Annotated in this window: 13 protein-coding genes and 1 riboswitch; of the genes, 7 read left to right on the top strand and 6 right to left on the bottom strand. The window is 64.8% G+C overall.

All coding sequences use genetic code 11. The features are described from left to right. Positions 1–20: 20 nt before the first annotated feature. The 5 genes from P8192_RS03085 to P8192_RS03105 all read right to left on the bottom strand — a co-directional run bounded on the left by P8192_RS03085 (position 21) and on the right by P8192_RS03105 (position 5,307). The gene (locus P8192_RS03085; protein ID WP_278158421.1) at positions 21–1,718 is read right to left on the bottom strand and encodes a dihydroxy-acid dehydratase; all 1,698 of its coding nucleotides are present in this window, start codon (positions 1,716–1,718) and stop codon (positions 21–23) included. Next, positions 1,715–2,509, bottom strand: a complete 795-nt coding sequence (locus P8192_RS03090) for an ABC transporter permease (RefSeq protein ID WP_278158423.1) — start codon at positions 2,507–2,509, stop codon at positions 1,715–1,717. Before P8192_RS03090 ends, P8192_RS03085 begins: the two co-directional genes overlap by 4 nt. After that, a complete protein-coding gene (locus P8192_RS03095) occupies positions 2,499–3,344 on the bottom strand; it encodes an ABC transporter ATP-binding protein (protein WP_278158425.1) in 846 nt (281 codons plus the stop codon). Before P8192_RS03095 ends, P8192_RS03090 begins: the two co-directional genes overlap by 11 nt. Positions 3,345–3,382: 38 nt before the next feature. Further along, entirely contained in the window at positions 3,383–4,447 is a 1,065-nt protein-coding gene (locus tag P8192_RS03100) for an ABC transporter substrate-binding protein (protein ID WP_278158427.1), read from the bottom strand. 122 nt (positions 4,448–4,569) lie between these two features. Continuing rightward, positions 4,570–5,307, bottom strand: a complete 738-nt coding sequence (locus tag P8192_RS03105) for an IclR family transcriptional regulator (RefSeq protein WP_278158429.1) — start codon at positions 5,305–5,307, stop codon at positions 4,570–4,572. A 185-nt stretch (positions 5,308–5,492) separates the two neighbouring features. On the opposite strand from P8192_RS03105, the gene P8192_RS03110 reads away from it, so the two are divergent. Continuing rightward, on the top strand, positions 5,493–6,605 hold the full coding sequence (locus P8192_RS03110) for a type I restriction endonuclease (protein ID WP_278158431.1): 1,113 nt from the start codon (positions 5,493–5,495) through the stop codon (positions 6,603–6,605). A gap of 92 nt (positions 6,606–6,697) precedes the next feature. Here P8192_RS03110 and P8192_RS03115 read toward each other — a convergent pair whose 3' ends face one another. Beyond that, positions 6,698–7,492 (bottom strand): hypothetical protein, encoded by a 795-nt coding sequence (locus P8192_RS03115; protein WP_278158433.1) that lies wholly within the window; start codon positions 7,490–7,492, stop codon positions 6,698–6,700. A 137-nt stretch (positions 7,493–7,629) separates the two neighbouring features. Then, positions 7,630–7,745, top strand: a riboswitch (SAM riboswitch). Between the two features lie 14 nt (positions 7,746–7,759). Between P8192_RS03115 and P8192_RS03120 the strand changes: the two genes are divergently transcribed. From P8192_RS03120 to P8192_RS03145, 6 genes are all read left to right on the top strand, one after another. Continuing rightward, a complete protein-coding gene (locus P8192_RS03120) occupies positions 7,760–9,142 on the top strand; it encodes a monooxygenase (protein ID WP_270106192.1) in 1,383 nt (460 codons plus the stop codon). Next, positions 9,142–10,419 carry an acyl-CoA dehydrogenase family protein gene (locus P8192_RS03125; RefSeq protein WP_278158435.1) on the top strand — a complete coding sequence of 426 codons (1,278 nt, stop codon included), beginning with the start codon at positions 9,142–9,144 and terminating at the stop codon, positions 10,417–10,419. The genes P8192_RS03120 and P8192_RS03125 overlap by 1 nt, the downstream gene beginning before the upstream one ends. A gap of 159 nt (positions 10,420–10,578) precedes the next feature. Continuing rightward, the gene (locus P8192_RS03130) at positions 10,579–11,259 is read left to right on the top strand and encodes a queuosine precursor transporter (protein WP_270106190.1); all 681 of its coding nucleotides are present in this window, start codon (positions 10,579–10,581) and stop codon (positions 11,257–11,259) included. A 45-nt stretch (positions 11,260–11,304) separates the two neighbouring features. After that, a complete protein-coding gene (locus P8192_RS03135) occupies positions 11,305–11,967 on the top strand; it encodes a TetR/AcrR family transcriptional regulator (RefSeq protein ID WP_278158437.1) in 663 nt (220 codons plus the stop codon). Beyond that, entirely contained in the window at positions 11,964–13,685 is a 1,722-nt protein-coding gene (locus tag P8192_RS03140) for an MDR family MFS transporter (protein WP_347403423.1), read from the top strand. Before P8192_RS03135 ends, P8192_RS03140 begins: the two co-directional genes overlap by 4 nt. A 255-nt stretch (positions 13,686–13,940) precedes the next feature. After that, positions 13,941–15,701 carry an HNH endonuclease signature motif containing protein gene (locus tag P8192_RS03145; RefSeq protein WP_278158439.1) on the top strand — a complete coding sequence of 587 codons (1,761 nt, stop codon included), beginning with the start codon at positions 13,941–13,943 and terminating at the stop codon, positions 15,699–15,701. The last annotated feature ends 18 nt before the right edge of the window (positions 15,702–15,719 follow it).

Raw genomic sequence — 15,719 nt, forward strand, 5'->3', positions numbered from 1 at the left:
CCATCCTTCGGTTGTGCAGGTTAGTGCGAAGCGCCTTTGAGGGTCGCTCCGTGCTCAAGGTCGGTGGCGGTCGTGTCATAGACACTGAGCCAGCTGTTGGGTGGATGAGTGGTCTTCGATGCGGTGGAAAATGAACGCGCGTCGAGCTCGTCCGGGGTGAGTTTGAGGTCGACGGTTCCTTCGCGGAGATCGATGGCGACGAGGTCCCCGTCTCGAACGAGGTTGAGTGCCCCGGGACGGGCCCCCTCAGGCTTGACCTCGCCGACGACGATGCCCTTGTTGACGAGACCGGAAAGCTGTCCGTCAGTCACCACGGAAACCGTATTGGTCAGCCCGGCGCCGTCCAGGGCGAAGACCACGTTCGAGGCCATCCCCATCCCGGGGGTGCCGTGCGGTCCCAGCCCGCGCACCACCAGCACGGAGCCGGAGGGGATGCGCTGGGCGTGGATCGCCTCGATCGCCGCGGCCGCGTCTTCAAAAACGACGGCCGGGCCGGAGAACGCGGTGGCCCGGATCTCGGTGGCCGAGAGCTTCACGATGGCCCCGTGTGGGGCGAGCGAGCCGTGCAGGATCTGGATCGTGGCGTGGTCGGCCACGGGGGAGTCCAGAGGCCGGATGACCTGCTCATCGATTGCGCACGGATCAGCGAGAATCTCGCCCAGTGACCGTCCGGTCACGGTGGTGACGCTGCGGTCGACGACGCCGCCCAGCTGGTGCAGCACCGCCAGGGCACCGCCGGCGGCGTCGAACTCCTCGATCGATGTCGGCCCGGCCGGGCGCACGGTACTCAGCGGCCGCACCACGGTCTGCAGCCGCGCGAACTCCGCGCTGATATCCAGCTCCAGCCCGGACTCCACCGCGATGGCCTGCAGATGCTTGACCGCGTTGATGGATCCTGACACGGCCAGCACACTGGCGACGGCGTTGCGGAATGCCGCCGGGGTGAGGATGTCGCGGGGCCGCAGATTCTGTTGCACCGCCGCCACGATGGCGCGTGCCGAATCGTCGACGTTCCGCCACATCGCCGGGCTATTGGCGGCCACCGGTGCGCTGCCCGGCAGGCTCATCCCCAGCGCCTCGGAGACGATGTGCATGGTGTTGGCCGTGCCCATCCCCGAACACACCCCGGGGCCTTGAATGGCCCGGTCGCTCATCCCACACAATTCGGCGAGCGTGCAGCGCCCGGAGGCCACATGGCCGGCGCGGATGAACACCTCCTCGATGTCCACGACCTCGCCGTCGTCGGTGCGACCGCTGCGCTGATAGCCGCAGGGCACCACGACCGTGGGCACGTTGAGCCGTCCGGCGGCCATCAGCTGTCCCGGCGTCGTCTTGTCGCACGAGGCCAAACAGATCATCCCGTCCAGCTGCGCGCCTTCAACCACCGCCTCGACGTCATTGGTGAGCAGGTCCCGGCTGGAGAGCACGTAGCCTCCGCCGCGGCCCGCCGCCATCATGAAATCGGTCGGGGCCACGGTGCGCACCTCAAACGGGATTGCGCCCTGGTCGCGGATGACCTCGCAGACCCGGTCCGCGATGTCGTCGAGGTGGCTGAAACAGGGGGCGAGCTTGGATGAGGAGTTCACCACCGCGATCTTCGGCTTGTCGATGTCCTCATCGTTGAGCCCGAGGGCGCGCCATTGGGTGCGCCGGGTGGCCCACCGGGGCGAACCGACGGGGAAATTGCTGCGCAATGTCTGCGTCGCGGACTCCGTCATGCCGATTCCCTCCTGCCGTAGACCGACTCGTGCCACGGGATCACGAACCGCTTCAGCGAGTTCACCGTGAAGTACATGATCAGGCCGATCGTCGCCAGGATGAGGATGACGGCGAACAGCGCCGGGGCATTGAGCTCGTTCAGCGTTCGGACCACCAGGTACCCGAGCCCCTCGTTGCCGCCCAGATACTCGCCAACGATGGTGCCGATGACGGCGAGGACAATGGCTGTCTCCATGCCGGCGAAGACGTGCGGCATCATGCTCTTCACCTCCAGGTGCTTGAACGTCTGCCACCGGGAGGCGTTGATGCTCTGCATCACGTCGCGGTGACCGCGATCCACGGAGCGCACCCCGAGTAGCACGTTGAGCATGACCGGGAAGAAGGCCAGCAGCCCGGCGATGATGATCTTCGTTGTCATCCCGAAGCCGAACCAGATGACGAACAGCGGGATCAGCGCCACCTTCGGAATCACCTCGAGGGCGATGATCAGCGGACGCACGCTCGCCTCCAGCAGCGGCAGCTTGCCGAGCAGGACGCCGACGACGACTCCGGCGAACGTTCCCGCGGTGAATCCGATCAGGATCTGGATGACGGTCACCCGGATGTGCGACCAGGTGCTGGCCTCGCCGAGCACGGAGCCCAGGCCCTCGAAGATCAACGACGGCGGCGGCAGGATCAGCGGTGAGACGTCCAGCGCCTTGACGGTGATCTCCCACACCACAAACAGCACGATGAGCAGCCCCGGTGTGGTGATCCAGGGCAGGATGCGCAGCAGCTTCTTACGATTCATGGTCCAGCTCCTCGTTCAGCGATGTCCGCAGGTGGGTGACGCGGTCCTGGTAGGTGTCGTCCTGGGTCACCAGGGGTGTGCGGGGACGGGTCAACGGGACGTCGATGATCTCCTTGATCCGTCCCGGCCGCGGGGTCAGGTGCACGACGCGATCGCCCAGCGAGACGGCCTCGTCGATGTCGTGGGTAACGAAGACGACGGTGGCCCCGGTGGCCAGGGCGATGCGCTGCAGCTCGGCGTTCATCTTCTCCCGGGTCAGGGCGTCCAGAGCTCCGAAGGGCTCATCCATCAGTAACAGCTGCGGATCATCACTCAAGGCGCGGGCGATGGCGGCGCGCTGCCGCATCCCGCCCGAGAGCTCACGCGGATAGTTCTTCAGGAACCCGCCCAGCCCGACCAGCTCCGCCAGCTCGCGGACGCGGGCCCGACGGGCGTTCTTCGGGGTGCCGCGCAGCTTCAGCGGCAGGGCGATGTTCTCCTCGATGCTGTACCAGGGGAAGAGATTCGCCTCCTGGAACACCACCCCCAGATTGCGCACCAGCTTGGAGTTGACGCGCTCGCCGGTCCACAACGACTGCCCCTCGATGAGAACCTGGCCGGCGGTGGGCGGGATGAGCCCGGCCATGATCCGCAGCAGCGTGGTCTTTCCACAGCCGGAGCGTCCGACCAGGGAGACGAACTCTCCCTGTCGCACCTCCAGGTTGATGCCGCTCAGGGCCTGGACGTGGCCACGATCGGTCTTGTAGGTCTTCTCCAGCTCCGCGATGCGGATATCAACCTTGACGTCATCGACGTCTACCGGTGAAGGGGACTCAGTGTTGATCTGCAATGACATATCTTGTGCTTTCCTCACGGTCTGAAATCAGGGGATGCTCAGGCGGAGACGAAGCTGTTGTCGACCCATTCGGAGACGTCGTGGCCGGACTCGACGAGGCCGGCGTCGACCAGCTCCTGGTAGCCCTCTTCCCAATAACTCTCGTCGGTCACCAGCAACTCGGCCGTGCCGTCGGCGGTCCACAGGGCGCGCGCCTGGTCGAGCGCCTCCCGGGCGATCTCGTCGTCGTCGAGGGAGGCGAAGGAGTACTCGCTGCGCAGCGTCTCCAGCACCTCGTCCAGGCTTTCGTCGTCGACCATCGCCTGCGTGGCCTGCTTGATGGCGGTCAGGTAGCTGCCGATCGCGTCGCCGTGCTGCTCAAGGGAGTCGCGGCTGGCCGTGTAGATCTGGGCGTCAGCGCGCACCTGGTATCCGCTGTCGAAGTAGTCGGCTTCACCCGGGTACTGGTGCATGGTGGTGATGGCCTGGTCGATGCTGACCATGTAGCCGGCGATGTCGCCGCGCTTGACGAGCTCGAATGTTCCCGGGCCGAGACCGACCACCTGGCGCTGCACTTCTGACGGGTCAATGCCGGCCTTGTGCAGCATCAGCGACAACGACTTGTCACTGGTGCCGCCTTCGGAAGGCACCCCGACGGTCTTGCCGGCGAAATCCTCCGGAGAGGCTAGTGGTGCGTCCGTGCTGTAGAGCGTGCGGATGGAGGAACCGCGCACAATGCTGCCCACATTCACCAGCGGCTGTCCGTCGGCGGCGGCCGTCATCAGATCGATCAAGCCGACGCGCGTGAGCGGGCCGGCCCCAGAGACGAGCGTCTGAATGGCCTGCGGGGAACCCTTGGTGGTCTGGAACGTCACGTCCAGTCCCTGATCCGCGAAGTAGCCACCCGCTGCGGCCATCAGCTCCGGTGCGACGGAGAGGGTCTCCATCGGCAGGTAGCTCAAGTAGGTGAAGGCGGAAGTGGATCCGTTGCTGGCACCACCGCCCGCAGCACCGCCGGCGCTGCCGCAGGCGGTCAGTGCGCCAAGGGCCGCCAGACCGAGGGAACCGCCGAGGAATCCTCGACGGGAGATGGACTGAAATGGTGCTGCGGACTGCCGTGACATGGGTGCTCCTCGAGTTCAAAGGGTGATGCCTGCACTAGACACCCTTTCAATCGAGGTAGTGTGAGGCTAGTCACATTTCACGACGTGGGATTTGTGGTCCGAATTTTGCAGAAAACCGCGGTTCAGGAGATCGCCCGGGAGATGCTCAGCGCGGTGGTCTGCACCGCGTGAGCCATGGTTCGCTCGCGTAGCACGCCGTGGGGAGTGTTGACCGAGAGGGCGGCGACGACCCTGCCGTCGGCACTCTTGATCGGAGCGGCCGCCGAGATGGACGTCTCATTGACCTGCCGGTCGCTGATGGCGAACCCCTGGGCGCGGATATCGGCCAGGGTCCGCCTGATCTGATGTGGATCGGTCACGGTGAGATTCGTCCGGCGCTCCAGCGTTGAACTGAGATATTGCTCCTGGACCGACGACGGCGCGTGAGCCAGCAGTGCCAGCCCCACGGAGGTCAGATGCAGCGGATAGTGGCTGCCGACGTGGGGCCTCTCCGGAACCTTGCCGGAGGGATACATCTTCTCCACGAAGACCGCCTGGAGGCCATCGCGGACAGCGAGGTGCACGGGGAAGCCGGAGACGTGCATCAGATCCCGCATAAAAGGCAGTGCTGCCTGTTGGATCTGTCCCGACCTGGGGGAGGTGGTGCCCAGTTCCCAGAGGGAGAGTCCCGGGTGGTAGCGGTAGGCGGTGTCGATCTCCAGGAGATCTTCCTCGGCCAGGGCGCGCAGAATCCGATGGCAGGTCGACACCGGGATCGTCGTGGCTCGAGACATCTCAGTAGCGGTGAGCCCGGCGCCGCTGTGGGCCAGGGTCTTCAGAATGCGCGCCACCCGGGCAAGAATGCCTCCGTTTGAATCCACTGCGCGCCCCTCAGCCGGTGATGTGTGCTGACTCACACTCTATCGGTTGAGTTATTGCTGTCATGGACCGCGACTTCGCGGCACCAGCGGCGCTGCGTTCATCTACGGCAACTTCACATATTCCTCTAGGTTTACGTCCAGGTTCGACCTAGCATGGAGATGAACGTCACTCGCAAAGGAGCATTGTGAATTTTTCGGAACGTTTGTACTCGCTAGCGGCCAAAATGCACCAGCAGAAAGACCTTATCGCTACAGAAGAGGCGACGAAGAATGCTTTGGTGATGCCATTCATCTCGTCGATCCTTGGATATGACGTCTTCAACCCACTGGAGGTTGTGCCGGAATTCACGGCAGATCTCGGCATCAAGAAGGGCGAGAAGATCGACTATGCCATCGTCCGGGATGGCGAAATCCAGATGTTGGTCGAGTGCAAGAGTCTGACGAGCAATTTGAAGCTAGAACATGCATCGCAGCTCTTCCGATACTTCGCAGTGACGAAAGCGCGGATCGCCATTTTGACGAACGGTGAGCAGTACCAGTTCTATACAGATCTGGACGCCCCGAACAAAATGGACTCGAAGCCATTCCTGGTTTTGGACCTCAACGACATTGACGATGCGTTGTTGCCTGAACTCAAGAAGCTGTCCAAAGAAGACTTCGACCTTGAATCGGTGGTGAACGCAGCCGAAGAGCTCAAATACATCAGCGCGATCAAGAGGCGCATCGGTGACTTCTTCCATGAAGCGGATGATGATTGGGTCAAATTCATTGCCTCGAAGGTTTACGAAGGTCCCGTCACACAACGGGTTCGAGAGCAGTTCGCCAGCCTCATCGCCAAAGCGACGCGTCAGTTCCTTCGGGACCAGGTCAACGATCGTCTGAAGACGGCGCTCGGGGACACTGCCGTGTCCGTAGAAAGCGGAGCCTCACTCGCTGAGAATCTTTCCAGCGAAGAAGTCGTTGATCAGGATCTGCAAGAAGCAGTCGTTGAGGATGACGGCATCGAAACCACGATTGAAGAGCTGGAAGGGTTCCACATCATCAGGGCGATCGTGTGTAGCGAGGTTGCACCGGAGCGCATCTACTACCGGGACTCCAAGTCCTATTTCGCCATCATGCTCGATGACAATAACCGTCGATCGATAGCGCGGCTCCACTTCAATCGTTCCCAAAAGTACATCGGCACTTTTGACGAGGAACGCCGCGAAACCAGGCACCCCATCAACGGTTTGGTCGATATCTATCAGTTTGCTGATTCACTGAGGACCACAACCAAACAAATTCTCGAGAGTCTGTAACAGCTCCGCCGGGTGTACTTTCTTCTCTAAATTAGGTCATGGCTGCGAACACCATCGAGTGTCCGCAGCCATGATCGTCTATGGAAAATGAGTCAGGACACCGGGGTGGGGGACTCGATCATCAGGGTGATCTCGCTCGGCGCGGGCCACTCGTTCAGGCTGGAGAACGCGACCTCGGCGTCGTCGTCGGCGTAAATGACGAGTTCGCCCAGCAGTCCGTCGTTGATCATCAACCGGATCTCATGCTCCACCCCATTGCGCTGGAACACCCCGGCCACGCACCAAGTCTGCTGGAACGGGACGAGCCGGGTCGATTCCTCCGGCACGTGGAACACCACGCTGTCATAGGTGGGCTCGAACGCGAGCTGCGTGGCTGAATTGATTTGTTCCTGGACGTCTTCGGACTGGATCAGCTCCTCGGGGGCCAGTAACTCCAGCACCTCGCGGACGCGCGGATGCAGCGGTTCGAAAAGGTCTTCTTCCTCGGTCTCCTCGAGCTCGCGTTCCCAAGCCGCGCGGGATTCCCAGCGGCTGAGCGCGCGGTCCAGGGCGAAGGTGCCGACCATGGTGGCGGCGGCCCCGGCGGCGATCCACCAACGTGGGTGCTCCGAGCCCTTGGACTCGATCCATTCGTGCACGGCGGTGTCCCAGTGATCGAAGCGGCCATCGGCGGCCCACCAGCCGACGGCGTCGGCTCCGGCCTTGATGCCCCAACGTAGCAGGGCCGGCGTGGAGCGCAGGGTGGGGTTGCTGGTGCTGAGTGCGAGCACCGAGGTGAGGGCCGATCCGGCCTGGTAGTAGCGGCGGGTTTCGTCGTCGAGATCTCGAGGGTCAACGAGGCTGAAAGCGGACACGGCGGCGGTGGTGGCGATCTCCGAGAAAGTCATGGTCTCAGCTTAGGGTGTGTGCCGCGACGCCGGGAACAGCTGAAGCCGCGAGGGTGACGGAATGTGTCCCAGCGTGCGCGATCTGGGCCGAAAAGGTTGTCGACGTCGCGCGGGCCCGGCTAGGTTCGGGACCAGAGAATCACGAGATCCGGTGCGAAGCCCTGGCTGACCGGACGGCAACCCTCTCGCCGTAGTGGGGTGCTCCAGGTGAGGATTCGGCCCGCGGTACGACCGTCCCGGGCAAGTACGTAGGAAAGGACCCTCCCCATGTCGACGTCGACGTTTGCCCAGTTGAAAGAAGCCACCGCCGAGCACGGGCCCACCAGCGAGCAGCTGGCCCAGCACTTCAATCCGGTATTCGCCCTGATCCGGGCCGGGGCGCAGCAACGGGAACTGGACCATGAGCTGGCTTTCGACGCGATCGAGTTATTGCGCGATTCCGGGTTCACCCGGGTGCGGCTGGGTCGGGAGTACGGCGGAATCGGGGCGAGCCTGCAGCAGCTGGCAGAGCTGCTGATCGAGCTTGCTGCGGCGGATTCCAACCTGCCGCAAGCCCTGCACGGGCACTTCATGTTCACCGAACAGCACGAGAACGAGTCCCAGGGCTCGGTGTCTCAATGGTGGCTGGCCGAGGTGGCCGCGGGCAAGATCTTCGGCAACGCGCTGGTGGAGTTGCCGCCGACGGCAGGCAAGGCGCCGGTGCTGTTTTCCGACGTCGACGCCGACACCTCGCAGTCAGCGGTGGCCACCGGCACGAGCCAGATCGGGGAGATCTCCGGGGACAAGTTCTACTCCACCGGCGCGCTGTTCGCCGACTACCTGCTGGTGTCGGCCACGCGTCCCGGGCGCGAGGACGAGGGCCCGCTGTTTGTCGTCGTGGATGCGCATGACCGCGGGGTACAACGGGTGGATGACTGGAACGGGTTCGGCCAGCGGCTCACCGCATCCGGCACCACCACGTTCCGCGGGGTTCCGGTGCAGGCCGACCGGTTGCAGGAGTTCAACGTGCCCACCGGGGTGCTGGCCTACACGGTGCTGTGGATCGTGCTGACCGCCACTCAAGCCGGGATTGGTGCGGCAGCACTGCGCGAGATCACCCGGTTCGTGCAGAAGCGGCGTCGGACCTACGATCACGCGACGGCGGAGACGCCCGCCCAGGATCCGCTGGTGCACCAGGTGATCGGGGCGGTGTCGGCGAAGGTGGCATCGGCGCGGCAGATCGTGCGCGGGGCGGCCGAGGTGGTTGAGGAGTCGTACCGGGCCACTCGCGGGCACACCGACCTGGAGGATCCGGTGTTCCTGGAGGCGCACGCCCGGGCGAACATTGCACTCTCGGAGGCGTCGCTGGTGGTGTCGGAGTTGATTCTGGATGCCACCGGGCAGATCTTTGAGGCCGGCGGCGCCTCCGCCACGGATGCGGCCAAGCAGTTGCACCTGCACTGGCTCAACGCGCGCGCCATCGCCAGCCACACCCCGCTGATCTACCGCACCCAGGCGGTGGGGAACTACCGGATCAACGGGGTGCTGCCGCCGCACCACTCGACAGCACGGAACTCCGATCCGGCTGCGGCGGGTGCCGGTGAAGCGGGTGAAGCGGGCGTTGAGGCTGGTGCTGTTGCGACGCCGGTACAGTTCGCAGAGGGCATCTGATGACAACGACGCGTGAGCTGGGAACACAGCCCGACCGAGTCCGGGCCGCGCATCAGAAGCTGGCCCCGGTGTTCGACCAGATCGCGGCCACCGCCGTGAGCCGGGAAGCCGCCGGGGAGCTGGACCGCGACGCGGTGCACGCCCTGCGCGACGCCGGCTACACCCGACTGCGCGTGCCGGAAGAGTACGGCGGGGCTGGGCTGAGCTTCGAGGAGGCCTCCTGGTTTCTGGTGGCCCTAGGCCGGGCCGATTCTAACCTGGCACAGGCACTGCGGGCGCACTGGCTGCACGTGGAGGATGTGCTGTCCCGTCCTGCAGATGACCCGGCCACGCCGGAATTTCGGGACCGGTGGCTGCGCCGGATCGGCGAGGGCGCCATCGTGGGCAACGCCCTCACGGAGCGCGGCAACGTGCGCGGGCAGACCGTCACGCGGCTGCACACCACCGAACGGCGCGACGCCGAGGGCTACCCCGTGCGAGTGCTCACCGGAGAGAAGTTCTACTCCACCGGGGCTGCGTATGCTGACTGGATCCTCGTCTCTGCCACCGACGACGACGGACAGCCCGTGAGCGCGGCCGTGCCGAGTACCGCGCCGGGCATCACGATCGTCGACGACTGGGACGGCTTCGGCCAGCAGCTCACCGCCTCCGGGACCACCCGTTTCGCCTCGACCCCGGTGCCGCACGCCGATATCGCCCCGCCCGGGGACGGCCCCGATTCCGGCGGCCGCGTCGCGTTCGGACAGGCGCTCGCCCAGTACGTGCACCTGGCTGTGCTGACCGGCATCGGCCAGGCGGTGGTGGAGGAGGGCGCCGGCTACGTGCGCTCGCGGACCCGAGGGTTCTCCCATGGTGCCGCCGAGCTGCCGGGGCAGGACCCGCAGGTGCTGCACGTGGTGGGTCACGCGTCGTCGCAGATCTTCGGCGCCCGCGCTGCGTTTGCGGCGATTCTGCCGGAGCTGGCCCGCCAGCTGCAGGCCGAGTCGGACGGGCGGATCCTCCCGGAAATCGACGTCGACCGGCTCTACCTCTCCGTCTACCAAGCGCAGCAGGTGATCGCCCCGGCGGTACTTGCCACGGCGACCGCGATCTTCGAGGTGGGCGGGGCTTCGGCAGCGTCGGCCTCGCGCGGGCTGGACCGGCACTGGCGCAACGCCCGGGTGCTGGCCAGCCACAACCCGCTGATCTACCGGGCCCGGATCATCGGTGACTGGGAGGTTAACGCCACCCCGGTCGAGCGCAGCTACACGGTGGGGACGCCCGGCCAGCAGCAGTGACGGCAGGTGTGACCACGGGGTGACGGCAGGTGTGACACAATATCGGTGATTCGACGCCGCCTGGGGCAGCAGGCGCGCACGGGCCGGAGAGGCAGTGACACCGTCGTCGTCGAGACCCATCACGTTGCTCATCATCGATTTTCGTCGCGTTCACAAGGAATGACTGTGCCCGAAACTGCCGCACCCGCACATTACGCACCCACCGGACGAGGCCTCTACGCCATCTTCATGTCACTGATGGCCGTGGTGCTCATCCTCTCCAACATCGGAGCGGCCAAGGGGGTGGAGTTCGGGCCCATCATCACCGACGGCGGCTTCTTCCTCTTCCCGCTGGCCTACATCATCGGCGACGTCGTCTCCGAAGTCTACGGTTTCCGCGCCTCGCGCCGGGCCATTATCACCACCTTCGCCCTCTCCGCGTTCGCGGCCCTGTGCTACTGGATCATCATCGTGCTCCCCGGCGCCTCCTGGTATGACGGACAGGAAGCACTCGAGCGCACCCTGGGTCCAGTGTGGATGATTGTGGGCGCCTCGCTGCTCGGGTTCCTCGTGGGCCAGCTTTCGAATGCCTGGGTGATGACCCGGATGAAGCGCCGCAACGGCGAGCGACTGTTGTTCGGGCGCATCGCTGCGTCCACGCTGGTGGGTGAATTCCTGGACACCCTGGTGTTCTGCGCGATCGCCGCCCAGGTGATCGGCATCGAAACCATGGGCCAGTTCGTGAACTACGTGGTGGTCGGGTTCGTCTTCAAATCTGTGGTGGAGATCGTGTTCTCCCCGGTCACCATGTGGGTGATGGCCCTGGTCAAGCGCCACGAACCGGCCTACGGAGCGCGCTAACCCTCCCGACTTGCAAAACTTTGCACCAGTGCATAAACTGCACTGGTGCAAAAAAGTGACGTCTCTATTCCTGACACCGGCCTTGAGTTCGCTGCCGAATCCACTGTGGGTCGGCGCGAACAACAGCGCCAGGCGACCCTGCTGGCCCTCCATGAGGCCGCCGTCGCCCAGGTGACGGAGCAGGGCTACGAAGCTGCCACGATTACCTCCATTTCGGACGCGGCCGGGGTGTCGCGCCGGACCTTCTTCAACTACTACGCCACCAAGGACGAGGCGATCCTCGGCGTGCTCGAGCCCTCGGTGCCGCCGCAGGTACTGGAGAAGTTCCTGGAAGAAATCGCCGTTGAGCGCGCCCTCGGGCCGGTGGTGCGGCTGCTGATGTCGGTGATGTCGTCGTCCCGGGTGGGCGGTGAGACCCGCCAGGACCTGATGAGCCTCGCCGGGCTGGCGCCGTCGCTCTCGCACACCCTGAAGCGTTACGCGGTGCGCGCCGAAGACGTCATCTCCGAGGTGCTCGTAGAACATCTAGCCCACCAGGACGGCGAACCGCGCACCACCCCCGACGTCGCGCACGCGATGGTGATGATCGCCGGAACCGCACTGCGTTTCGCCTACGCCAAGAATCCCGACTCGATGATCGATCCGGACTCTCCGGCCCTCGTAGACGCCGTCGAGCTCTTTTCGACCACGCTCAAGGAAGTACTGTGACCGTGACACCTGTCGACGCCGCTGCGACGTCACCGAAGAACTCGCAGCAGAATCCGCAACGGAAACCGCAGCAATCCCTGGTCCTGCTCTTCGTGGGGCTACTGCTCACCATGCTGATGGCCTCGCTCAATCAAACCGTGCTGGCCACCGCCCTGCCCACCATCGTGGGTGACCTGAACGGGGTGAACCACATGTCGTGGGTGATCACCTCGTTCATTCTCGCCTCCACCATCACCATGCCGGTGTATGGGCGCATTTCCGATGTGTTCGGTCGCCGCCCGGTGATTTTGGTTGCCATCGGGCTGTTCATGATCGGATCGATCACCGGGGCGCTGGCCTCCAGCATTGAGGTGCTGATCGTTTCGCGCGTCATCCAGGGACTGGGTGGCGGCGGCCTGATGATCCTCTCGCAGGCTGCTATTGCCGACGTCGTGCCGGCGCGGCAGCGCGGTAAATACATGGGGATCATGGGTGCGGCGTTTGCCGTGTCCTCGGTGGCCGGACCCCTGCTCGGTGGCTGGCTGACCGAGGGTCCGGGCTGGCGCTGGGCGTTCTGGATTAACCTGCCCTTCGGTGTGCTGGCCATGCTCGCCGTCGCGCTGTTTTTGCCGGCCCCGAAGAAGCTGGGCGCCGACCGCCCGCGCCTGGACTACCTGGGCATGGCCCTGATCGCTGCGGCCACCACCGCGCTGGTGCTGGCCAGCACTTGGGGTGGCAGCGAATACGAGTGGGGTTCCCCGTTGATCATCGGGTTGTTCGTGGCGGCCGCCGTGCTGGCGGTGCTGTTCGTCGTCGTCGAGTCGAAGGCAGTCGAGCCCGTGATCCCGTTGAGCTTCTTTGCCGACCGTAACTTCACCCTGACCACCGTGGCCGGGCTGATTACCGGTGTGGCGATGTTTGGCGCGTTGGGCTACATGCCCACCTACATTCAGATGGTGACGGGTGTGGGTGCGGCGCAGGCCGGGCTGCTGATGGTGCCGATGATGGGCACCATGTTGCTGACGTCGGTGATCACCGGCATGGTGGTGTCGCGCACCGGGCACTACAAGACGTATCCGGTGGTGGGCACCGTCGTGGTGGCAGGGTCGCTGGTGTTGCTCTCACAGTTGCAGGCCGACTCCGCGATCTGGATGCTCTGTGGCGCGCTCGGCGTGATGGGTCTGGGGCTGGGTATGTCCATGCAGATCATGGTGCTGATCGTGCAGAACTCGTTCCCGGTGTCCGTGGTGGGTACAGCGACCGCGGCGAACAACTACTTCCGCCAGGTCGGGGCCACACTGGGCTCGGCGGTGGTGGGGTCGCTGTTCATCACGCGACTGCAGGACATCCTGGGGGAGCGGATGGCGTCGTCGGGTGCTGCCGCGGGCGGGTCCTCCGTGAATAACCTGACGCCGGAGATGGTGCAGCAGCTGCCGGACGCGATGCATGATGTCATTGTCGGGAGCTACAACGAGGCGCTGATGCCGATCTTCCTCTACATCCTGCCGCTGATGATTGCCGCCGCGGTGCTGTTGCTGTTTGTGCAGCAGAAGCCGCTGGCCACCACGGTGGAGGACGGAGTGCGAGCGACCTCGGCCGGCTCTCCGGAAACCGGGGCCCTGCCGCTATTGCGCGGTGATGAGGCCGACTCTGACGAGATCGCGGTTGACGACGCCGAGGCGCGTTCCGGACCCTCACTCGAGTCCGCTCGCCTGATAAGCCCCTCGAAAACTCGATAACCCCCTGGCCCTGCAAGCGTCGCTGAGCGGCGCTGGATCTCTTCTTAGGTCCGGTGCCGTTGCTATCTACGTGTGTCGCACCCCTGTGGAGGGGCCAGCTCCCGCACCAGTCCGCGCACTCCCACACGCCCATTTTTCGCTCACCCGACTTATCCACATTTTAGATCAGCCATTCCCTTAATCGGATCCGTGCACTAGACTTAGTTCTAGAACAAACGTACCCGCACATGATCCGACGTCGGAGGGAGCCAGGTCATGACCAGTGTGGTCTCATCCCCCTTGCTACCCCTGCTCGACGCCCTGGATGACCTCTCCACCGCCGACCTGACCATCCTGCTCACCCAGGGGCTCACCACCCTCAGCCGCCGCCTCTCCAGTGCTCACGCCCACGATGAGTTCAGCCCGTTCCACCGCGAAGGTGCGGACACCCGCCAGGACTGGGGCACCTCATTCCTGCCCAACGAACACGGCCACTACACCACCCAGGGAAACAACGACGCCGACGCCATCATTTGCGAGGACCCTGCCGCGTCCCTGCCCAGCATGATCGAGCAGGCCGCCGTCCTGGGGCGGCTCTGCGAGAACGTCGAGACCGCCCTGGCCGGGATCGTCGGTCGGATCTTCCCGCTGCACGAACAGCGCCTGGAACTGCTCGGCTTGCCCACCGGCCGGGTAACGCACAAAAACGCCGCCGACTACCTCCGCTTCCAGACCCAGGTTGGGTTCGGGGTGGCCCGGCGCCGGATTCAGACCGCCACCGCGATCCACCCCGACACCACGCTCACCAGCCTCACCGACGCCGCAGGCACCACCACCGAACCCCCGCGACCCGACGTTCACGACGCCGCCGTGGATGGCGAAATCACCCCACGCGCCGTCCAGGCCATCATCGATGCCCTCCGTGCGGTGGAAGAAGAAGCCCGCAGTGTCAGCACCGACCCGGACGAGGTCAAAAAACTCATCAACGACGGGGAGAAAACCCTCGTCACACAGGCTCGGGAGTTCGACGACAACGCCTTCGCCGCGTACGCCGCAGGATGGAAGGAACGCACCAGCAACCAGGTGAATCCCGATGGCGAAGCCCCCGACGACACGATCGCTGAGAAAAAACGGGGACTACGCCGCATCGGCACCCGGGGCAAGCTCAACATCTGGCAATGCGCCACCGATCAGGCCGGTGATGAACTCTTCCGCACCCTGGTCCACGCGATGAACAACCCCAGGGCGACTCCTGGCTCCCACAGCGGCGACACCACCACATCAGACGCGGGTACTCGCACCCAGGCAGGCGCCGATCCCAGCGTTGCAGAGGGTGCTGAAACCACCCACGCGGTGGATGCCACAGGCACCCCAGTCGACAACCTGGACGAGCGCACCCGGGACCAGAAAGCCCACGACGCCCTCATCGGCGTCCTCACCGCCGGATTGAAAGTCCCGCACAACACGCTCCCGGATCAGGGCGGGACCCGGCCCCAGATGCTGGTCACCCTCGACCTGCCGCTACTGCTGCGGATGATGCACCAGGCCGACATCGCCCCGAAGAACCTTGACCCGGCCTGGCTCACCGATGGGACCCTGACCCGTTTCGAGCTCTGCCAGGGCTCCTACACCGGACCCATCAGCCCCACCGCGATCCGGCACCTACTCTGCGAAGCCGAGATCCTGCCCGTCGTCCTCGGTGGGGCAGGGCAGATCCTGGATGTAGGCACCAGTGAGCGATTCTTCGACAAACACCTGCGCAAAGCCCTCGTCGCCCGCGACGGCGGCTGTGCCGCCCCCGGATGCATGGCTCCGGCGCCGTGGTGCGAAAGCCACCACATCGACCCAGCCCGGAATCAAGGACCGACCTCGACGGCCAACGGGGTGCTGCTATGCCACCACGACCACCGGTTAGCCGACCGAGGAGACTGGCAGATCCGGATCGTCGACGACGTGCCCTGGTTCACCGCGCCACCGTATATCGACCCCGACCAGGTCCCGAGACGCAACACCTACTGGCGGCCAGAGCGACAATAGACTGGCGCCATGTGGCGT

This window comes from Citricoccus muralis, assembly GCF_029637705.1.
Lineage (GTDB): Bacteria > Actinomycetota > Actinomycetes > Actinomycetales > Micrococcaceae > CmP2.

Coding starts and splice junctions, on each gene's coding strand:
- P8192_RS03085 (WP_278158421.1), bottom strand. CDS start 1,718: ATGACGGAGTCCGCGACGCAGACATTGCGCAGCAATTTCCCCGTCGGT.
- P8192_RS03090 (WP_278158423.1), bottom strand. CDS start 2,509: ATGAATCGTAAGAAGCTGCTGCGCATCCTGCCCTGGATCACCACACCG.
- P8192_RS03095 (WP_278158425.1), bottom strand. CDS start 3,344: ATGTCATTGCAGATCAACACTGAGTCCCCTTCACCGGTAGACGTCGAT.
- P8192_RS03100 (WP_278158427.1), bottom strand. CDS start 4,447: ATGTCACGGCAGTCCGCAGCACCATTTCAGTCCATCTCCCGTCGAGGA.
- P8192_RS03115 (WP_278158433.1), bottom strand. CDS start 7,492: ATGACTTTCTCGGAGATCGCCACCACCGCCGCCGTGTCCGCTTTCAGC.
- P8192_RS03120 (WP_270106192.1), top strand. CDS start 7,760: ATGTCGACGTCGACGTTTGCCCAGTTGAAAGAAGCCACCGCCGAGCAC.
- P8192_RS03125 (WP_278158435.1), top strand. CDS start 9,142: ATGACAACGACGCGTGAGCTGGGAACACAGCCCGACCGAGTCCGGGCC.
- P8192_RS03130 (WP_270106190.1), top strand. CDS start 10,579: ATGACTGTGCCCGAAACTGCCGCACCCGCACATTACGCACCCACCGGA.
- P8192_RS03145 (WP_278158439.1), top strand. CDS start 13,941: ATGACCAGTGTGGTCTCATCCCCCTTGCTACCCCTGCTCGACGCCCTG.